This window comes from Dietzia sp. Alg238-R159, from assembly GCF_900537145.1.
GTDB classification, from domain to species: domain Bacteria; phylum Actinomycetota; class Actinomycetes; order Mycobacteriales; family Mycobacteriaceae; genus Dietzia; species Dietzia kunjamensis.
On record NZ_UNRI01000001.1, the window covers coordinates 131532 to 151868 of the forward strand.

The 20337-nt window shown below is 71.0% G+C and carries 17 protein-coding genes; 11 read left to right on the plus strand and 6 right to left on the minus strand.

Annotation, left to right across the window (positions count from 1 at the left end):
• The gene (locus G6R20_RS00600; RefSeq protein WP_163375286.1) at nt 1-636 is read left to right on the plus strand and encodes a hypothetical protein; all 636 of its coding nucleotides are present in this window, start codon (nt 1-3) and stop codon (nt 634-636) included.
• Here the strand turns inward: G6R20_RS00600 and G6R20_RS00605 are convergent.
• On the minus strand, nt 633-2207 hold the full coding sequence (locus G6R20_RS00605; protein WP_067714951.1) for an FMN-binding glutamate synthase family protein: 1575 nt from the start codon (nt 2205-2207) through the stop codon (nt 633-635). The two genes, G6R20_RS00600 and G6R20_RS00605, sit on opposite strands and share 4 nt — an antisense overlap.
• Nucleotides 2208-2311: 104 nt before the next feature.
• Here G6R20_RS00605 and G6R20_RS00610 point away from each other — a divergent pair, with 104 nt between their 5' ends.
• The gene (locus G6R20_RS00610) at nt 2312-2956 is read left to right on the plus strand and encodes a maleylpyruvate isomerase family mycothiol-dependent enzyme (protein WP_067714949.1); all 645 of its coding nucleotides are present in this window, start codon (nt 2312-2314) and stop codon (nt 2954-2956) included.
• A gap of 25 nt (nt 2957-2981) precedes the next feature.
• Here the strand turns inward: G6R20_RS00610 and G6R20_RS00615 are convergent, their stop codons facing one another.
• On the minus strand, nt 2982-4103 hold the full coding sequence (locus G6R20_RS00615) for a glycerate kinase (protein WP_096906263.1): 1122 nt from the start codon (nt 4101-4103) through the stop codon (nt 2982-2984).
• A 107-nt stretch (nt 4104-4210) separates the two neighbouring features.
• Entirely contained in the window at nt 4211-4882 is a 672-nt protein-coding gene (locus G6R20_RS00620; protein ID WP_163375288.1) for a hypothetical protein, read from the minus strand.
• 224 nt (nt 4883-5106) lie between these two features.
• Here G6R20_RS00620 and G6R20_RS00625 point away from each other — a divergent pair, with 224 nt between their 5' ends.
• A complete protein-coding gene (locus G6R20_RS00625; protein ID WP_067714942.1) occupies nt 5107-6621 on the plus strand; it encodes an AAA family ATPase in 1515 nt (504 codons plus the stop codon).
• Between the two features lie 51 nt (nt 6622-6672).
• Here G6R20_RS00625 and G6R20_RS00630 read toward each other — a convergent pair whose 3' ends face one another.
• Nucleotides 6673-7824, minus strand: coding sequence for a DUF4185 domain-containing protein (locus G6R20_RS00630; protein WP_163375290.1), 1152 nt, complete (start codon nt 7822-7824; stop codon nt 6673-6675).
• Nucleotides 7825-7934: 110 nt separating this feature from the next.
• Between G6R20_RS00630 and G6R20_RS00635 the strand changes: the two genes are divergently transcribed.
• The gene (locus G6R20_RS00635; RefSeq protein WP_227022115.1) at nt 7935-8498 is read left to right on the plus strand and encodes a hypothetical protein; all 564 of its coding nucleotides are present in this window, start codon (nt 7935-7937) and stop codon (nt 8496-8498) included.
• A gap of 52 nt (nt 8499-8550) precedes the next feature.
• On the opposite strand, the gene G6R20_RS00640 is transcribed toward G6R20_RS00635, so the two are convergent.
• Complete coding sequence (locus G6R20_RS00640) at nt 8551-9888, minus strand: DUF4921 family protein (RefSeq protein WP_227022114.1); 1338 nt, start codon at nt 9886-9888, stop codon at nt 8551-8553.
• Nucleotides 9889-10072: 184 nt separating this feature from the next.
• Between G6R20_RS00640 and G6R20_RS00645 the strand changes: the two genes are divergently transcribed.
• The 7 genes from G6R20_RS00645 to G6R20_RS00675 all read left to right on the plus strand — a co-directional run bounded on the left by G6R20_RS00645 (nt 10073) and on the right by G6R20_RS00675 (nt 19775).
• Nucleotides 10073-11587 carry a hypothetical protein gene (locus G6R20_RS00645; protein WP_163375292.1) on the plus strand — a complete coding sequence of 505 codons (1515 nt, stop codon included), beginning with the start codon at nt 10073-10075 and terminating at the stop codon, nt 11585-11587.
• Nucleotides 11588-11850: 263 nt separating this feature from the next.
• Nucleotides 11851-16452, plus strand: a complete 4602-nt coding sequence (gltB, locus tag G6R20_RS00650) for a glutamate synthase large subunit (RefSeq protein ID WP_163375294.1) — start codon at nt 11851-11853, stop codon at nt 16450-16452.
• The gene (locus G6R20_RS00655) at nt 16445-17917 is read left to right on the plus strand and encodes a glutamate synthase subunit beta (RefSeq protein WP_067714930.1); all 1473 of its coding nucleotides are present in this window, start codon (nt 16445-16447) and stop codon (nt 17915-17917) included. The genes gltB and G6R20_RS00655 overlap by 8 nt, the downstream gene beginning before the upstream one ends.
• 88 nt (nt 17918-18005) lie before the next feature.
• Nucleotides 18006-18374 carry a hypothetical protein gene (locus tag G6R20_RS00660; RefSeq protein WP_096906260.1) on the plus strand — a complete coding sequence of 123 codons (369 nt, stop codon included), beginning with the start codon at nt 18006-18008 and terminating at the stop codon, nt 18372-18374.
• Between the two features lie 25 nt (nt 18375-18399).
• Nucleotides 18400-18699 carry an RNA-binding S4 domain-containing protein gene (locus G6R20_RS00665; protein WP_227022113.1) on the plus strand — a complete coding sequence of 100 codons (300 nt, stop codon included), beginning with the start codon at nt 18400-18402 and terminating at the stop codon, nt 18697-18699.
• Nucleotides 18699-19253, plus strand: coding sequence for a hypothetical protein (locus tag G6R20_RS00670; RefSeq protein WP_096906259.1), 555 nt, complete (start codon nt 18699-18701; stop codon nt 19251-19253). Before G6R20_RS00665 ends, G6R20_RS00670 begins: the two co-directional genes overlap by 1 nt.
• A gap of 111 nt (nt 19254-19364) precedes the next feature.
• Complete coding sequence (locus G6R20_RS00675) at nt 19365-19775, plus strand: hypothetical protein (protein ID WP_132062233.1); 411 nt, start codon at nt 19365-19367, stop codon at nt 19773-19775.
• A 64-nt stretch (nt 19776-19839) separates the two neighbouring features.
• On the opposite strand, the gene rraA is transcribed toward G6R20_RS00675, so the two are convergent.
• Nucleotides 19840-20322, minus strand: coding sequence for a ribonuclease E activity regulator RraA (gene rraA / locus G6R20_RS00680; protein WP_067714919.1), 483 nt, complete (start codon nt 20320-20322; stop codon nt 19840-19842).
• Nucleotides 20323-20337 lie beyond the last annotated feature (15 nt).

Below are 20337 nucleotides of genomic sequence, written 5' to 3' on the forward strand. Positions count from 1 at the left end.
ATGGACACGGATCGCACGGCCTCCGCTGACCCGCTCGACGCCCCCGTCGGGTTCCTCACCCCCGAGCTGCGGGCTGACCTGCTGAGACGCTGGAACGAGCCGAAGCGGCGGTACCACAACGAGACGCACCTGCGGGCGGTGCTCCGGGCCGTGGACGCGCTCGAGGCGGACGGGGAGACCTTCGACGCCACGGCGGTCCGACTGGCCGCGTGGCTGCACGCCGCGGTGTTCGATCCCGCGGGCGCGGAGAACAACGAGAAGTCGGCGGCGCTGGCCGAGGAACTGCTCGACCCCGCCGCGCCCGTCGAGGAGGTCGCGCGCCTCGTCCGTCTCATGGGCGGGCACCGGGTCGAGCCCGGGGACCTCGACGGGGCCGTCCTCTCGGACGCCGACCTGGCCGTCCTGGGCGCAGACCCGGAGACCTACGACACCTACGCCGCGGACGTGCGGCACGAGTTCGCCCACGTCCCGGGCGAGAGATTTGTCGCCGGGCGGATCGCCGCGCTCGAGGGACTGCTCGAGCGCAAATCCGTGTTCCTCACCCGCGCGGGTCGCGACATGTGGGAGAAGCAGGCCCACGCCAACCTCAACCGCGAGCTGGGACTGCTGCGCGCGGGGGCCGCCGGGAGCGACTAGTCCGGCTCGACGCCCGGCGGGGTGATCGCCGCGGTGTGCTCGGCGACGCCGGCGGCGACCATGATCTCGGTGACGGCCCGCGCGTCGTCCGGCCCGGGCAGCCCCCAGCCGTCGCCGTAGCCGTAGATCTCGGCGAGCGTGTGCGAGTCCCGGGTGCCGCGGGCGAGTTCGACGTCGGTGGGGCCGATCAGGCCGGGGTGGGGGACGCCGACGGCGCCGGCGACCTTGACGAGTTCGCGACGCAGCGACCGGATGTAGTTGGAGCAGCGTTCGGCCATCGCGGTGGGCTCCACCCCGCGCACCAGCCACGGGTTCTGGGTGGCGACACCGGTGGGGCAGCCGCCGGTGTGGCACTTCTGCGCCTGGATGCACCCCACTGACAGCATGGCCTCCCGCGCGACGTTGATCATGTCCACGCCCAGTGCGAGCGCTACCACGGCGTTCTCCGGGATGCCGAGCTTGCCGGCGCCGATGAACACGACGTCGTCGGTGAGTCCCGCCTCGGCGAAGACCGAGTACACGCGCGGGAAGCCGAGGCGGAAGGGCAAGGACACCGCGTCGGTGAACACGAGCGGACCGGCGCCGGTGCCGCCCTCCCCGCCGTCGATCGTGATGAAGTCGACGCCGCGGTCGCGCGGGACCATCGCCGTGGCGAGTTCCTCCCAGAAGGTCATGTCGCCGATGGCCGACTTGATGCCGACGGGCAGGCCGGTGCGGTCGGCGATGTCCTCGACGAGGTCGAGCATCGAGTCGACGTCGCTGAACGCGGTATGCCGGGAGGGGCTCGCGCAGTCCTCACCCATCGGGATCCCGCGGATCGCAGCGATCTCCTCGCTGATCTTGGCGGCGGGGAGGAGCCCGCCCAGGCCGGGTTTGGCGCCCTGGGAGAGCTTGATCTCGATCGCCCGGATCGGGTGCTTCTCGGTGAGCGCGACCAGCTTGTCGATGTCGAACCGTCCCCGGTCGTCGCGGACCCCGAAGTAGGCGGTGCCGATCTGGAAGATGAGGTCCGCGCCGTTCTGGTGGTAGGGGCTCAGGCCGCCCTCACCCGTGTTGTGGAGGGCTCCCGAGAGGGCGGCACCCCGACCCAGAGCCTCGACCGCGGGCGCGGAGAGCGAGCCGTAGCTCATCGCCGAGATGTTGACCAAAGAGTCCGGCCGGAACGCGCGGGCCCGGCCGCGGGCGGCGCCGAGCACCTTGGCGGGCGGGAGCGGGAGCTGCTGTCCGGAATGGGGGAGCGCGGACAGGGTGACGTCACTGAAGGTGCGCTGTTTGATGATCGGGTAGCCCTCGAGGAACTCGATATCGTTGTCCGTACCGAACCCGAACGTGGTCCCCCGGGACTCGGCGGACTCGTAGATCCAGTCGCGCTGATCCCGGGTGAACGGCCGTTCCTCGTCGTTGCTGGCGACGATGTACTGCCGCAGCTCGGGTCCGATGGCGGTCAGCGCCATGCGGGCGTGTCCGAGGACGGGGAACGTCCGCAGGATCGGGAACCTGGTCTGCCGCAGGTCCGTGGCCGCGACCGCGGCCAGGGCGGCCAGGGGCGCGCCGAGGAGCCACTTGCGCATGTCGACCTCCAGTCGGGGGCGGGGACGGTTCCATCATGGACCACACCGCCGGGCGGGGCCGCGTGGTTCGATGAGACCACCCCAACCGCGACGGAGGAGTTCTCATGGGCCGCACCCGTGCCGACCGGGACCGACTGTGGGCGGCGATCCACGTGGAACGCGCGGCCCTGGCCGACGAGCTGGGGGCATTGCGCGACGCGGAGTGGCGCACCGGGTCGCTGTGCACCCGGTGGAGCGTGGAGAAGGTCCTCGCCCATCTGACGGCGGTCGCCCGGACGGGCCGGGTCCGGTGGGTCCGCAGCATCGTGGGTGCGGGGTTCGACACCGACAAGCACAACCGGCGGAGGATGCGGGAGCAGCTCCGCGACAGCCCCGGCGGGACGCTGGAGAACTTCGTCGACTCGTCGTCGCTCCGCGTGTCACCCTTCGGGGACCCCGCGGCGTGGCTCGGCGAGACGATCGTGCACGCGGAGGACATCCGCCGGCCCCTCGGCCTGACCCGCGCCTACCCCGTCGATCCCCTGACCGGGGTCGCGCGGTTCTATGCGTCGCAGGACTTCGCGGTGAACAGTGCGAGGCTCGTGAAGGGACTGCGCCTACGGGCGACCGACGGGCCGTTCGAGGCCGGCGCAGGTCCGGAGGTAGAGGGGCCGACGCTGGCGCTGGTGATGGCCATGGCGGGCCGGCCGGTGTTCCTCGACGAGCTGTCCGGCGGGGGAGTGGACGAACTGCGCCGGCGTATCGGCTGACCGCACCGCTGGTGACAACGCCGCCTCAGGGCAGGATGCGGGAGACGACCTCGGCGGCGACCTCCTCGAGCAGCGGGCCCGCGTTGGCGATGGAACGGGCCAGGTCGGGTTCCCGTTCGGTGAGTGCGGCCGCCGCCGCGAACCCGGCCTCGGCGACCCGGTCGGCCCCCAGATCCAGGCGGCCACACACCGCGACCACCGGGACGGCGTGGGACCGGCACAGGGCCGCCACTCCCATCGGGGTCTTGCCGTGCATGGTCTGGTCGTCGAGTCGGCCCTCGCCCGTGATCACCAGGTCGGCGGCGGACAGGACGTCCTCGAGACCGGTGAGGGTGCCGAGCACCTCGAACCCCGGGTCGAGGGAGGCGCCGAGCAGCTCACGGGCGATGAAGCCGACCCCGCCGGCCGCGCCGGAGCCGGGCGCATCCGGGTCGACGTCGAGTCCCTGCGCTCGCAGGACCCGCACCAGGCGGGTCAGGCCGGCCTCGAGCTCGTCGAGTTGGTCCGGGATCGCGCCCTTCTGCGGGCCGTAGACGCGGGCCGCGCCCAGCGGACCGAGCAGCGGGTTGTCCACGTCGCAGGCGACGAGGATGCGGGCGGCGCGGACGGCCGGGTCGAGGCCGTCGAGGTCGATCCGGTCGAGGTTGACCAGCGCGCCGCCGCCGTCGGGCAGCTCCGTGCCGGAGGAGTCCAGGAAACGCGCACCGAGAGCGGCGAGCATCCCGGCGCCGCCGTCGGTGGACGCGCTGCCGCCGATGCCCAGGTGGATGTTGCCGCGGCCGGATCGCAGCGCGGCCAGCATCACCTCGCCGACCCCGCGGCTGGACGCCTCCAGGGGGCGGGCCTCGCCGCCGGGCAGTCGCAGCAGGCCGCAGGCGTCCGCCATCTCCACGAACGCGGTGTCGGGGTCGATGGCGGCGAACGAGGTCTCGACCGGCTCGCCGGTGGGCCCCGATGCCGTGACGGGCACGGTCCGGGCGCCGCCGGCGACCATCACCTCGAGACTGCCGCCCCCACCGTCGGCGACCGGGCGTTCCAGCACATCGGTGTCGGGGTGCGCCCGACGGGCGCCCTCGGCCGCGTGGTGGCACGCCTCGACAGCGGTGAGGGAGCCCTTGAAGGCCCCGCAGGCCACGACGATCGTCACACCTGCATCATCCCCCATGAGTGTCGGCGGACACACGACGGCCCGGGATCGTGAGGGGGAGGGTCACGATCCCGGGCCGGGAAGGCGCGTCGTGGACGCGGGGGTTATCAGCCCAGCGAGCCGAAGTTCAGTCCGGCGTCGGCCTCGAGCTCGGCGCCGGCGTCGACGATGGTGCCGTCGCCGTCCTCGGCGCCCGAGCTCAGGCCGGCGAGCGAGCCGCTCAGCGACCCGGTCTCGGCTGCGGTCTCGTCGGCGGGGGCCTCGTCGCTGCTGCCGAGCGAACCGCTGGTGGCCGGGGCCTCCTCGGTCACCGCGGCGGTCGTGACGCCGTCGGTGTCATCGGTGGTCTCGTCGCTGCTGCCCAGCGAGCCGCTGTCGGCGTCGGCGTCGGTCGCATCCTCGTCGGCGGAGCCGGTGGCCGACCCGGTCGCGGTCTCGGTCTCGTCCTCGGCGGAACCGGAGTTGCCGTCGATCAGCGCGCTGCCGGTGTTCGGCGAGACGCCGAGGCTACCCAGCTCGACGGAGCCCGGGTTGGGGGTCTCGGCATCGAGGTTGAGGTTGAACGCCAGGCTGCCCAGGTCGAGGTCGAGGTCGGTGCCCAGGGCGCCCTCGAGGCTGCCGTCCTCGCCCGTGATGTCGGCGAGGCTGGCGGTGGGGTCAGTGGGGGCCTCCGCGGCGGCCAGGCCCGGGAACGCGATGGCGGCACCGAGTCCGAACGCGCCGACGGCGGCGATCTTCGCGGTGGTGCGGTTGGTGGTCTTCCGGTGAGTGTTCGTCATAGAGCACGTCTCCGATCTACATCGACCCCGATGTCTCTCATCGCGGGCACCCCGGTCGGAAGCGAGGTGCGTCAGCGACCCTACAAGCGGTCTGGGAGAGCGCAAGGGGTCCGAATCGTGAGGGCGCGTTGATGTAACACTCCGGTCACTCGCGTGTACCCGCGGGGTCGGGCGGGTCCGTCGGAGGCGCCACGGGCGGCGTCGTCCCTGCCTAGGCTGGGTCCATGACCGTGTCCGGAGCATCAGATCCCGCGACGCCGGGCCCTCCGGGCCTCGTGGAGACCCACAGTGCGCTCATCATCCTCTGGGGTGACCAGGCTCACAAAGTGCGCAAGCCACTGGATCTCGGCTTCCTCGACAACACCACCGTCGAGGCGCGGGCGGAGCAGAGCCGCCGCGAGGTCGAGCTCAACAGTCGACTGGCCCCGGACGTCTACACCGGCGTGCTGGAGGTGAGGGGCCCCGACGGCGAGGTGATCGATCACGTCGTGCGGATGCGTCGCCTCCCCGCGCACCGGAGCCTCGCCGCGCTGGTGCGGTCGCGGCAGGAGGGCTCGACCGGGGACGGCGATCCGGACATCGTGGCCGGCATCCGCGAGGTGGCCCGGCAGATCGACCACCTCCACGCCGCCAGCCCCCGCTCGGAGGAGATCGACGCCGCGGGCTCCCCCGCCGCGGTGGCGCGGTTGTGGGCGGAGTCCCTCGACCACCTGCGCGGACTCGACGTGGGCAGGGACGCCCCGGAGATCGTCGACGACATCGCGGCCCTGGCGTCGGGCTATCTGCGGGGGCGGGCCCCGCTGCTGCGGTCCCGCGTGGCGGCCGGCCGGGTCGTCGACGGCCACGGGGACCTCCTCGCCGCCGACGTCTACCTCACCGACGACGGACCGCGGGTGATCGACTGCCTCGAGTTCGACGACCGGCTCCGGTTCGGCGACGCGATGCTTGACATCGCATTCCTGGCGATGGATCTCGACGCCGCGGGGGCGCGGGACCTCGCCGTCGTCCTCCTCGAGGCCTACCGCGACTTCTCCGGCGATGACGCGCCGCCCTCGCTGGTCCACCACTACATCGCCTACCGTGCCCTGGTCCGCTCCAAGGTGACCGCCATCCGCGCCGAGCAGGCCGACGACGGGGCCGCCGGCGGCGAGGCCCGCCGGGCGCTGGTGTTGGCGGACCGGGCGGTCGACTCACTGCTGCGGTGCCGTGTCCGTCTGGTGCTGGTGGGCGGGGTGTCCGGGTCCGGTAAGTCCACGCTGGCCGCGCCGCTGGCAGAGGCGCTGTCGGCGGACCTGCTGCGTTCCGACGTGGTCCGCGGGGAGATCGCGGGCGCCGCCGCCGACCGGTATTCGGACGCGGCGATCGACGCGGTCTACGCGGAGATGCTCGCCCGCGCCGCCGGGCTGCTCGCGCAGGGGCGAACGGTGGTGCTGGACGCCACCTGGCTGGAGCCACGGCGCCGCGCGGAGGCCGAGACCGTGGCCGTGGACGCGCACGCCGAGCTGGTGGAGATCGCGTGCACCGCGCCCCGCGACGAGCTGGTTCGGCGGATCACCGCGCGGGCGGCCGTGGGCGCCGACCCGTCCGAGGCCACGGTGGAGGTCCTGGACTCCCAGCTGGTGGCGACGCCGCCGTGGCCGGATGCGATAGAGGTGGACACCGCCGGGCTCGACGTGCGCGACCACGCCGCCGTGCACCGGTGGGCCGAACGCGAGCTGGGGCCACTGCCCTGGGCGTGAGCCGCCAGGGCCCCTGGTCCGCCGGGCCCCTGGTTGAGCCGCGATCCTGGTTCAGTCGCGCGGAGGGCGCGGGATCGAGCCGACGAACTGCATGGACCGATACGGCCACCCGGCGGGCCCGGCGGCCGAGTCGTGGGTGTTCCACTGGCTCACCACGAAGTGCCACTCCTCTGGCGTGGATCCCGGCACCGGGCAGCCGCAGTAGAGCTGGGCGACCCGCGCGGGCCCGGCCCCGGGGTCGGAACCGTCCGACTCGTCGCCCCACGCACTCCCGTGCAGGAGCGTGGTGTGCGTGGTGACCGAGCGGTCGAGCAGGTCGGCCCCGATGTGCGGGAACGTCAGACAGTCGATGCGGTAGTGCTCGGCATCGAAGTAGGTGAGGGTCCAGAAGTCCTCGCACCGACGCAGGTACATCTCGCCGATCCGGCCGGGCAGCACGATGGTCGTGGGATTGCCCCAGCCCCAGGCGCCCTTCCGGAAGCCCCAGGTCTGCCACCTGCGGAGGTCGGGATCCGCGAGGTGCTCCTCACGCACCCGCATGAGGATGACGCCCTTGTCCCGTTGGAACCCTGTGGACAGGACGTAGACGAACCCGTCCCCGCCGAGCTCCCACGTCCAGAGTTGGCGATGGCCGCCCTCGAGGAGGGGTGAGAACTCCGCCCCCGTGGGCTCCCAGGTCCGGCCGTCGTCGGTCGACCGGTGGATCCGGGTGCGGGTGACGGTGCCCAGGCCGTCGTTGACCATGACGTGCAGGTACATGGTGTCTCCGATGGTGAGCACGTCGCTCGGGAGGACGGTCGAGCAACCGCGGCCGTGCACATAGTCGATCAGCTGGGCGGCGTAGTCCCGCGGGCCCGGGCCGGCGGCGTCCGTCCACTCGAGCCCCTCGGACAGGTCGACGGTGTCGGAGAACAATCCGGCGGGGGAGCGCCAGTCCGGGTTTCCGGGTCCGGGACGCTCATCCGTGGTGGGGGCACACTGCTCGATACCCGGGTGCGGACGCCCCACATGGGGGGCGCCCATCCCGGCGCCGGCGAAGGTGTCGCCGAACACCGCGAGCAGGCGCCCGGACGGGGTCCGGGTCAGGATGCCCAGATCCGTCCCTTCCATCCCGAAGACCGTGGTGATCCCGGGTCCGGTGAGGTCCCGGACCTTGCGGGTGGCCGATGTGCGGGACGCAGTGGGCGGCGGCGGATCCGTCATGGGGCCGACGCTACCGCGCAACCGGTCGGGCGGCACCAGACTCGTTGTCAGGTCACAATTCTGGCGAAGCGGGCCCCACGCCCCGAACCGCGGGGCGTATGGTCATCGGCGTGACCCATCCCTTCGCACGGGCCGGGCGGGAGCTCGTCCCCGGCCACTGGCTCGGCCCCGCAGCCGTTCTGGCGCTCGGGTGTGCCACGGCGTGGACGCTCATCGGGTTCGGACACGGCGCGCCGTTGGCGGCCGTGGTGCTCGTCGCGGCACTGGTGCTGGCCCTGTGGAACTCCCCGCTGCGCGCCTCCGGTCACGAGCCACTCCAGACCGTGCGGTCCGTCGCCGACGCGGGTCGCGCCGTGGTGGTGCTGTGGAGGCCGGGGTGCCCTTATTCGTCGGCGCTGCGTCGCCGGGCCGCCCGTGAGGGACTCGACGTCCACTGGGTCAATATCTGGCGGGACGAGGACGCCTATCAACTGTGTTGCAGCATCAACGGCGGCTCGGAGGAGACGCCCACCGCGATGCTGCTCGACGCGGGTCTCGCCGCGCCGGTGGTGATCCCGGCCTCCGTCCCGGGCATCCGTGAGGCCACCGCCGCCCCCGCGCGGGGCGTCATCCACACGCGTGTCGTCTCACGCGCCTCCGGCCGCGTCCGCGGCCTCGGCGTCCGCGGCCACTGACCCGCCCTCCCGCCGGCCGGGCGTGGCCACCACCTCGTCGTCGTCGTCGTCCTCACCGCCCGTACCGAAGTGCCCCCCGCACGTCCCCGCACTCGGTGCCCACCGCCATGTGGGCGATCCGGCCCTGCGCGCGGAGCTCTGCCAGGCGCGGTACCACCCGGTCACGCAAGCCCCACGGGTCGATCGTGTTGACGTAGACGCCGGTCGCGCCCTCGAAACCGGCGGGTGTCGAGATGCGCCACTTCAGCACGATCCGCCACGGCATGGCCGCGACACCCCGTTCAGGCGGGCGGGTGTGCCACTCCTCGTTACACGGCACCAGCCGACCCGTCGCCGCGTGGCAGGCGTGCAGCAGATCCGAGACGCCGCGCAGCTCGGCCGCCGAATGCTCCCACGGCGCGCTCGCCGCCGACCGCGAGTAGACCACCAGCGCGGGGTAGCGGTGCCCCACGCCCACCACCGCGACCGCGTGCTCGTTTTCCGCCAGCACCAACCCCTCGGCCGCGGCGTGGTCCACACCGAGCCGGTTGTAGAGGTCGGTGTCGCCGCCCAGCGCGGCCGCCTCGCGGGCGGTCTTGGCGGGGATCTCGTCGATCGCCACCAGCTGTTTGTGCAGGTGCGCGAACGAGGCGCCCGCGGGCGCGAGCCAGTTCTGGAACACCGACACGTACCGCGCGTGTGCGTTGTCGCGGTACAGGCCTCGCATCGCGCGGACCGTGAAGGCGGTGAACTGCTCGTGCTCGGCGGGGGTCAGGTCGCCCGACGCGGCGTGGCGGTCGCTGGCGGTGGCGCCGTCGGTGAGATGACGGCGTGCCACCACCACGTCGTGACAGCCGCCGAAGAAGCTCTCCGAGTGCGTGGCCAGTTCGGCCGGGCCCATGGCATCCACGGCCGACGGGTCGCCCTGCGCTGCGGCGATGCGGGCGCGGACCAGCGCGCGGACGTGCTCGGCGCCGGACGGGGTCGCGAGATACGCGGACTGGTGGGCGGCCGCGCGGGCCGGGATGCGGTAACCGTGCACGGCCTTCCAGTAGTCCAGTGAGACGATCTCGAAGAGATTGCCGAACAGCCGGAACTCCGGGGTCGTGGCATCGAGCTCGTCGGCGGACACCTCCTCGAGCACCCGCCAGGTGTCGCCGTCGCGGATTACGCGCGCCTTCTCCGGGGTGGTCTCGCGCAGCCGGGTCACACAGAACGGGCAGTGCGCCTCCGCGGCGGACGGGTCCACCGCGGTGACCCGCCCGGGGGAGTGGTCGATGGGCCGGTGCGCCCGACCGGGCACGGTCCACACCTCGGTGCCGGTGAACGGATTGGTCTGCTTGACCGTGCCGTCCGCCATGCGGCGAAGCGGCGGGACCGGGGACGACAGGGTGTGGGGCGCAGTGGTCACCCATCGAGCGTAGGTGGCCGCAGGCCGCTGACGAGGTCAAATATATGTCGTTTCACCGGTAGTAATGTGATCTAGGTAACAGTATTCTGAGTTTACGCGATGTTTAGGTCAGGTAAGGGGATCGGTGCAGGCGATCCGCTGCATCCTCCGGCAGAAGCAAGGGACACCGAGAGAAGGATCGACTATGTCTTCGAAACGCGCACGACATCTGAGGGCGGCGGCGCTCACCAGCGCAGCGCTGCTCGCTGCCGCCGGTTCGCCGGCGATCGCAGGTGCCCAGACCGGGTCGCTCAACGGCGAGCTCGGTCTGAACCTCGAACTGCTGCTCGGTTCGGCCGGGTCGGGTGAGGGCGGATCGCTCGACGGAGGCATACCGAGCGGCTCGCTGGATCCCGGCTCGCTGGAGCCGCTGTCCGCCGGTTCCGATACCGGCTCGGATGATCTCTCGGGGCCCGGTTCGCTGGACCCCGGCTCCGTGCCGTCGGGGTCGTCCCCGGACACCGGATCGCTCAACCCGGGATCGCTCGACCCCGGTTCGCTGGACCCCGGCTCCCTGGACCCAGCCTCGCTGCAGCCGTTGTCCGCGGGGTCCGATGCCGGGTCGGATGACGTGGGCTCTGACGAAGGGTCGCTGGAGGAGGGGTCCCTGGATGCGGGTTCCCTGGCGCCGTTGTCGGCGGGCTCGGATGCCGGCTCGGACGACGGGTCGTTGGACCCCGGTTCCGCCGAGGGCGGATCGCTCGTGGCCGTGACTCTGCTCCTGGCGCTCGGATCGTCCGGTTCCGAGGCGGGTGATGGCTCGCTGGCGCCGCTGTCAGCCGGTTCTGAGGGCGGGTCGGATGATCTGGGTTCGGGTGACGGGTCGTTGGAGGGGTCGCTGGATGCGGGTTCGCTCGCGCCGTTGTCGGCCGGTTCTGAGGGCGGGTCGGACAACGAGCCCGGGGAGGGGTCGGTCGACCTCGGTTCACTCGCGCCCGGGTCCCTTGCTCTGGGCTCCCTGCCTCTCGCATCGGTGGGAGGATCGCTGGAGCCGTTGTCGGCGGGTTCCGATGGCGGGTCGGATGACATGGGTTCGGAGGACGGGTCGGTGGAGGGGTCCCTGGCGCCGTTGTCGTCCGGTTCTGATGCCGGTTCGGGCAACGGGACGGGGGAGGGTTCGCTCGACGGCTCGTTGGAGGGCTCCCTCGACGGGGGTTCCCTCGCACCGTTGTCGGCCGGGTCCGATGAAGGGTCGCTGGAGGAAGGCTCGTCTGAGGGCTCCCTGCCGATGGGATCTCTCGAACCGGGATCGGCCACCGGCTCCCTCGCTCCTCTCGGGTCCCTCACGGCGTCGCTGGCCCCACTCGGGTCCGCAGGATCGGCTGTGGGGTCACTGCCGCTGCTGCTGCCTGTCGCGCTCATCGGCGGTTCCGTGGCTGCTGCACCGATGATCCTGCAGGTGGGCGCCAACATGGGGCTCGCGCTTCCGCCGCTGCCGGGCCTCCCCGCTCCGGTCGCGGCAGCGCCGGCGGTCGCCGCGCCGCCGGTTGCGCCCGGGCCCCCGACGCCGAACGGGCGTGGGGGCGAGCCGGGTGTCGCCGGAGTCGGAGGCGCCGCGGTGGGCGTCAATGCCGCCATCGTGATGACCGGATCGTTGGGTGACTACGAAGTCGCGCTGCCGGACGGTGTCACGTTGCCACCAATGCCGTTCATTCGGTGAGTTATCTGAGAGAAGGCCCGGCCCGGGAGCATTCGCCCGGGGCGGGCCTTCCGCCATCTCGGGTGGGCGTGAGGCGCGTACCCTGAGAGAAATCTCACAAGGTGGACTCGGCTTCCCATGTCAGGGGCCACAGTTTGACTTTCCCGATTTGTGTGCTGCGCCCCTTCTGCCCATATTATTTCCGAGCCAGAGCACTTCGGTCCTCTGAGTACGGGTGCTCCAGACACCACGGAGTCCGCCCGTCGACAAGCGAAGGCGAATACATGATGACGACTCCCGGCCCCAAGAGCCTGTACCGCCCTGAATACGAACACGACTCGTGTGGCGTCGCGTTCGTTGTGGATATGTACGGACGCAAGTCCCGGGACATCGTCGAGAAGGCGATCGCCGCACTGGTGAACCTCGAGCACCGCGGCGCCGTTGGCGCCGAGGCCAACACCGGTGACGGCACGGGCTTGTTGATCCAGGTACCGGACTTGTTCCTCCGCGAAGTGATGCGTGAGGAGCAGAACGTAGAACTGCCTGAGGCCGGTGCATATGCCACCGGCCTTTGTTTTCTCCCCCAGTCCCGCATGCTCGCGATGGACGCCATGCGGATGGTGGAGCGGATCGCCGCCGAACAGGGCGTGTCCGTGATCGGGTGGCGTGAGGTCCCGGTCGACGACTCCACGGTCGGCGCGATCTCACGCGACGCGCAGCCCAGCATCCACCAGATCTTCGTCAAGGCCGCCGGCCCCGGAGGGGCGCTGCTCACGGAGCTGGACCTCGAGCGCAAGTGCTTCGTCGTGCGCAAGCGCTGCGAGCACGAGCTGGGCTCCAAGGGGCCCGGCAAGGGTGACCTCGGCTCGGAGACCGTGTATTTCCCGTCCCTGAGCCCTCGCACCTTCGTCTACAAGGGCATGCTCACCGAGAAGCAGCTCCCGGAGTTCTACCTGGATCTCCAGGACGAGCGTGTGGAGTCCGCCCTGGGCATCGTCCACTCCCGCTTCTCCACCAACACGTTCCCGGCATGGCCGCTGGCCCACCCCTTCCGCTACGTCGCCCACAACGGTGAGATCAACACCGCCCGCGGTAACGAGAACTGGATGCGGGCCCGCGAGTCACTCATGTCCAGCGAGCACATCGAGGACCTGTCGGCGGCACTGCCCATCTGCACCCCGGGCGGCTCCGACACCGCGCGCTTCGACGAGGCGCTGGAACTGTTGACGCTGGCAGGGCGCACCCTGCCCCACGCCGTGCTCATGATGGTCCCCGAGGCGTGGGAGCGCCACGAGACGATGGACCCGGCCAAGCGGGCGTTCTACGAGTACCACGCCTCCCTCATGGAGGCATGGGACGGACCGGCGTCGATCACGTTCACCGACGGCACCGTGATCGGCGCCGTGCTCGACCGCAACGGTCTGCGCCCGTCCCGGATCTGGGTCACCGACGACGGGCTCGTCGTCATGGCCTCCGAGGTCGGCGTCCTCGACATCCCCCAGGACAAGGTCGTCACCAAGACCCGCCTGCGCCCGGGCCGGATGTTTCTGGTCGATACCGCCCAGGGGCGGATCATCGACGACGAGGAGATCAAGACCGAGCTGGCCGCCGAGCACCCGTACCAGCAGTGGCTCGACGAGGGCATGGTCCGACTCGGGGATCTCCCGCAGGTCGACCACCCGTACATGCCGCACGAGCGTGTCGTGCTGAGGCAGCGGGTCTTCGGATTCACCGAGGAGGAGCTCCGGATCCTCGTCTCGCCGATGGCCGGGGCGGGTGCGGAGGCGATCGGATCGATGGGCACCGACACGCCGCTGCCGGTCTTGTCGGAGCGCTCACGGATGCTGTTCGACTACTTCGCGCAGCGCTTCGCCCAGGTCACCAACCCGCCGCTGGACGCGATCCGCGAGGAGCTCGTCACCAGCTACGGCGTGACGCTCGGCCCCGAGGGCGATCTCATCCACCCGGGCCCGGCGTCGTGCCGCCAGATCCGCCTGGACAACCCGATCCTCGGCAATGACGAGCTGTCGACGCTGATGGCGGCCGGCGAGACCCGTCCCGGTCTGCGATCGGTGGTCGTCCGCGGCCTGTACAACGTCGCTCACGGCGGCCGCGGCCTGCGCATCGCCCTGGAGCGGATCCGCCGCGAGATCTCCCACGCCATCGAGGATGGCGCCACGATCATCGTGCTGTCGGATCGGGAGTCGGATGAGCGCAACGCGCCGATTCCGTCGCTGCTCCTCACCTCAGCCGTGCACCACCACCTCGTCCGCGAGAAGACCCGTACCCGGGTCAGCCTCGTGGTCGAATCCGGAGACGCCCGCGAGGTCCACCACATGGCGGTCCTCTTCGGGTACGGCGCCGAGGCGATCAACCCGTACATGGCGTTCGAGTCCATCGACGAGCTCGTCAAGACCGGTCACCTCACCGGGGTGGACACCCCCGCGGCCTGCGCCAACTATCGCAAGGCCGCCGCGAAGGGCGTGCTCAAGGTGATGTCCAAGATGGGCATCTCGACCCTGGCCTCGTACACGGGTGCGCAGCTCTTCGACATCACGGGGCTCTCGCAGGAGTTGTGCGACGAGTACTTCACCGGCTCGATCAGCCCCATCGACGGCATCGGGCTCGACGAGATCGCCGAGGACGTGGCCCGTCGCCACCGCTTCGCGTTCCTGCCGCGGCCGGAGGAGGCCGCGCACCGCGAGCTCGAGATCGGCGGGGAGTACCAGTGGCGCCGGGAAGGCGAGTACCACCTGTTCAACCCGGACACGGTGTTCAAGCTCCAGCACTCCACGCGCTCCGGTCGCTACGAGATCTTCAAGGAGTACACCCAGCTCGTCGACGACCAGTCGGAACGTCTGGCCACCCTCCGCGGCCTGTTCGAGCTGAAGGGGACCCGTCCCCCGGTGCCGATCGAGGAGGTCGAGCCCGTCTCGGAGATCGTCAAGCGGTTCTCCACGGGCGCGATGAGCTACGGCTCCATCTCGGCCGAGGCCCACGAGACGCTGGCGATCGCCATGAACCGTCTCCACGCCCGGTCCAACTCGGGCGAGGGCGGCGAGTCGATCGACCGCTTCAGCCCCGACCCCAACGGTGACTGGCGCCGGTCGGCCATCAAGCAGGTGGCCTCAGGCCGGTTCGGTGTGACCAGCAACTACCTGGCCAACTGCACCGATATCCAGATCAAGATGGCCCAGGGCGCCAAGCCGGGCGAGGGCGGCCAGCTCCCGCCGGGGAAGGTCTACCCGTGGGTCGCCGAGGTTCGTGGCTCGACCCCGGGCGTCGGGCTGATCTCGCCGCCGCCGCACCACGACATCTACTCGATCGAGGACCTGGCGCAGCTCATCTACGATCTGAAGAACGCCAACCCCGAGGCCCGGATCCACGTCAAGCTCGTGGCCGAGCAGGGTGTGGGCACCGTCGCGACGGGTGTGTCCAAGACGCACGCCGACGTGGTGCTCATCTCCGGCCACGACGGTGGCACCGGCGCGTCTCCGCTGACCTCGCTCAAGCATGCGGGCGGCCCGTGGGAGCTGGGTCTCGCCGAGACCCAGCAGACCCTGCTGGTCAACGGCCTGCGGGATCGGATCGTCGTCCAGGTCGACGGGCAGCTCAAGACCGGGCGCGACGTCATCGTCGCGGCGCTGCTCGGCGGCGAGGAGTTCGGATTCGCGACGGCTCCGCTCGTCGTGGCCGGCTGCGTGATGATGCGCGTGTGCCATCTCGACACCTGCCCCGTCGGTGTCGCCACCCAGAACCCGATCCTGCGCGAGCGGTTCAACGGCAAGGCCGAGTACGTGGTGAACTTCATGGAGTTCATCGCCGAGGAGGTGCGCGAGTACCTCGCCGAGCTCGGGTTCCGTTCGCTGAACGAGGCGATCGGACACTCCGAATGCCTCGACAAGTCGCGGGCGTTCGCCCACAACAAGCGGGTCGCGAAGCTCGACCTGGCGCCGATCTTCGCCCAGGCGGAGTCCCCGTTCATGCACCAGGACCTGCGGAACACCAAGTCGCAGGACCACAAGCTCGAGGGCGTCATCGACCGCCGGCTCATCGAGGACAGCCGCTCCGTGATCGCTGATCCCGCGACGGGGCCGTTCGCGGGCAGCTACCCGATCTGCAACGTGAACCGCTCGGTGGGCACCATGCTCAGCCACGAGATCTCCAAGGCGCACGGTGGTGCCGGGCTCCCGGAGGGATCGATCGACCTGAGCTTCACGGGGTCCGCCGGCAACTCGCTCGGGGCGTTCCTCGCCTCCGGCGTGACCGTGCGGGTGTTCGGTGACGCCAACGACTACGTGGGCAAGGGACTGTCCGGGGGACGCATCGTCGTCCGCCCGGCGGAGGACGCCGCCCCCGATTTCGCGGCCGAGAACAACATCATCGCCGGCAACGTGATCTGCTACGGCGCCACCGCCGGCGAGGTATTCCTCCGCGGCATCGTGGGCGAGCGCTTCTGCGTGCGCAACTCGGGCGTCACCGCGGTGGTGGAGGGCGTGGGCGACCACGCCTGTGAGTACATGACGGGTGGACGCGTCGTCGTGCTGGGGGAGACGGGACGCAACGTCGCGGCCGGCATGTCCGGTGGCGTCGCCTACTTCTACGACCCGCAGGGCGTCCTGCCCGAGAACCTCAACGTGGAGCTCGTCGACACCGACGAGCTGACCAGCGAGGACGTGGAATTCCTCCGCGGCATCGTGGAGCGCCACGTGGAGGAGACCGATTCGGCCCGGGGCCGGGAGATCCTCGGTGGTTGGGCCCAGAACGTGAATCATTTCGCCAAGGTCATGCCGCGCGACTACAAGCGCGTGCTGCTGGCCATCGAGCAGGCGGAGAAGGACGGACGCAACGTGGACGAGGCGATCATGGAGGCCGCAAATGGCTGACCCGAAGGGCTTTCTCAAGCACACCGAGCGGGAGCTGCCCGAACGCCGCCCCGTCGACCTGCGCATCATGGACTGGAAGGAGGTCTACGAGTCGACGACCCTCCCGGAGGATCACCTGAAGACCCAGGCCTCCCGCTGCATGAGCTGCGGTGTGCCGTTCTGCCACCAGGGGTGTCCGCTGGGCAACATCATTCCCGAGTGGAATGACCTGGTGCACCGCGGGAAGTGGGACGCGGCGGTCGACCGTCTGCACGCGACCAACAACTTCCCTGAGTTCACCGGCCGGCTCTGCCCCGCGCCGTGTGAGGGCTCCTGCGTCCTGGGGATCAACCAGCCGCCCGTGACGATCAAGCAGATCGAGGTGGAGATCGCCGAGGCCGCGTGGGCCGACGGCGGCATGGCACCGGTGATCCCGTCGTTCCGTACGGGTCAGACCGTCGCGGTCGTGGGTTCGGGCCCGGCGGGTCTGGCCGCCGCGCAGCAGCTCACGCGCGCCGGACACTCCGTCACGGTGTTCGAGCGTGATGACCGCATCGGTGGACTCATGCGCTACGGGATCCCCGAGTTCAAGATGGAGAAGGCGGTCCTCGACCGGCGTCTCGCGCAGATGGAGGCCGAGGGAACGGTCTTCCGTTCCGGGGTCAACGTCGGCGAGGACATCACGGCGTCGCAGCTGCGGGAGCAGTTCGACGCGGTGGTGCTGAGCGGCGGCGCCACCATGAGGCGGGACCTGCCCGTGCCCGGCCGTGAGCTGGAGGGCATCCATCAGGCCATGGACTACCTGCCCCTGGCCAACAAGGCCGCGGTCGGCGACCCGGTGGTGGATGCCGACGGGTTGCCCGCCATCCACGCGCGGGACAAGCACGTCATCATCATCGGTGGCGGCGACACCGGCGCGGACTGCCTCGGCACGGCGACCCGTCAGGGGGCCAGGTCGGTCAAGAGTTTCGAGATCATGCCCCGCCCGCCGGCGACGCGTGCGGCCTCGACCCCGTGGCCGATGTACCCGCTGATGTTCCGCACGGCCTCCGCCCACGAGGAGAACGGTGAGCGCGTCTACGGCGTGTCCACCGCCGAGTTCGTGGGGGAGAACGGGCACGTCACCGCCCTCAAGGGTTCCGAGGTGAGGATGGTGGACGGGCGCTTCGAGCCCGTTCCCGGTACGGACTTCGAGTACCCGGCGGATCTGGTGCTGTTGGCGATGGGCTTCACGGGTGCCCAGAAGGCCGGACTCTGTTCCGACCTGGGGGTGGACTTCACCGACCGCGGAAACGTGGACCGTGACGGCACCTACGCGACCAATGTCGACGGCGTGTTCGTGGCCGGCGACATGGGCCGCGGGCAGTCGCTCATCGTGTGGGCCATCGCGGAGGGGCGCGCCGCCGCCGCCTCGGTGGATCGCTTCCTCATGGGGGAGACGGCGCTGCCGGAGCCGGTCCGACCGACGGACGTGGCACAGCGCTGAGATCCGCCGTGGCGCCTGACCTTAATGGAACCTAAGATCAGGTCTATTCTGATATCAGGCCGCCCGGCCTTCGTCTCGGAAGGCATCCATGGTCCGCCGTCGCCCCGCCAGCATGATCGCCGCGCTCTGCGCTGCGGTCGTCCTGGGCGGGGCGCCAGTGGCCCCGGCCCAGCTGCCGGGACCGGGCGCCCAGCTCCCGGGACCGGGCGGCCGGGCCGTGGTGACGGACCTGCCCGTGCTGAGCGAGTTGCCACCACTGCCGTCCAGGGGCGAGTCCCCCGACGTGGACGAGCAGGAGGTCGACGACGCCTCGGGCATGTCGGGCGTGCAGATCATCGCGCTGGCGTTGGCCGCTGCGGCACTGGTGGCCGGCGGGACGGGGCTGGCCCTGGTGACGCGACGCGGCCGCGGGGACCTGCCCGGCGATCAGCCCGCGAGGACGGGTCCGCTCGCGTGACGGCGCGCCCGATAGGCTCGGGCGTATGAGCCGCCACATCGCAGGACGAGGACGGACCGGCCGGGTGACACCCCCGCCGGCCGGTCCACCCGTCGACGACGTCGAATGCGACCTGAGCAGCAAGCTGACGCTGGGGCAGTTCCTCAAGCTGGCATCACTGCTCGATTCGGGTGCCGAGGCCAAGGACGCGGTCACCTCCGGCGCCGTGAGCGTCAACGACGAGGTGGACACCCGTCGCGGTCGCGGTCTGGTCGACGGCGACGTGGTGGAGATCGGGGGCCGCGCAGCCCGGGTGGTCGCGCGCGACGGACGGGGAGAGGCCTGATGGCGGACGAGACGCGGCGGACGATCCAGGCTCCGGTCGTGTTGCACGATGATGACCCCGGCGCCAGGCGCTACGCCACCTGGCTCGCCGAGGAATTCGACACCCGGGCCACCCATCACGACTCCGTGGACCCGGCCGAACTCGTCGTCGCCGGGACGGTCGTCCTCGTCACCGGGATGCGGGCGGCTGGCGGGCTGGGTGGTTCGGCGTTCATCCGCGACAACTGGGAGGCGCTCGTCGAGGCCGGGCGCCGGGTCGCGGTCGTCATGGTGGGCCCGACCCCGGTCACCGATGACGCCCGGATCGAGCTCATGTCGAGTGAGTTCTCGGGCGATCAGCTCCGCGATCTCAAGCTCTTCCAGTTGCGGGGCGTGGTCACCCCGGACCAGCTGGGATTCCGGCAGCGGCTGGGCGTGAAGACCGCTCTCGCGGCGCTGCGTCGCAAATCCGAGCGCACCCCGGAGGAGGAGTCCATGCTCGAGTTGGGTGGGCTGGACCTCACCGACCGGGTCTCACTCGGGCCTCTGCTGCGCTGGATCCGCCGCGAGGCCTGATCGACCGAGCAGGCCGGGACGCCGCGTCGCGCGCCGCCCGGGTGTGACCCCCGATACCATCTCCCGGGTGAGACCCCGCCGTGGGGCGGGGCGACGACCCGGAGGATCCCGATGCGCACGACCACCCTCGCCGCGACCGTCTCGGCACTCGCCGCCACCGCGCTGCTGACCGGTGCCGGCACGGCGACGGCACAGCAGATCGATCGCGTGGATCCGATGGATCCGGACGCCGCCGCCGGATGCCTGTACATCACGACCCACACCGACGCTCTGCGGTGCATGAACCTCGAGCCCGCGGCCGCGGCCGTCTCCACTCTCAGCCTCGGCTACGGGTCGCTCGGGACCGGCTCGTTGACGGACCTGCTCACCGGGCTCATCAACGCCGGTTCGGTCATCCTGTCGGTGGAGCTGCCCAACGCGACGGGCTCCTATGCGCCTGGGTCCCTGGGCAGCTACGGTCCCGAGGCCTCGATCGGCGACGTGCTCACCATCCCGGTCGCGAGCCTCGGGGGAGCCTCCTGAGCGACCCCGCCCGCGGGCACACCCCGCAGGCGCTCGGGCGGGTGCGACGAACGACCCGGTCGGGTCAGCGCACCACGATCCCGTCGGAGTCGGCGTAGAGCGTGTCACCGGGGACGAAGTCGACCCCGCCGAAGCTCACGGTCACGTCGCGTTCGCCGTCGCCGGTCTTGCTGGACTTGCGCGGGTTCGTGCCCAGGGCCTTGCATCCGAAGTCCATGCCGCCCACGACCGCCGAGTCTCGGATGGCGCCGTTGACCACGACCCCGGCCCAGCCGTTGGAACGGCCGAGCTCGGCGATGAGGTCTCCCACCAGCGCGGTGTGGAGGCTGCCACCGCCGTCGATCACCAGGACCCGGCCCTCGCCGGGCTCGCCGAGCACACTCTTGAGCAGCGCGTTGTCCTGGAAGCACCGGACGGTCGAGACGGGGCCGAAGAACTCCGTCCGGCCACCGAGGTCGCGGAACTGGGTGTCACAGCTGCGGACGTCCTCGCCGATCTCGTCGACGAGGTCTGCGGTGTGGACGAATCCGGCGGGGGTGTCGGTCATGCGGGGCCTCCTGGG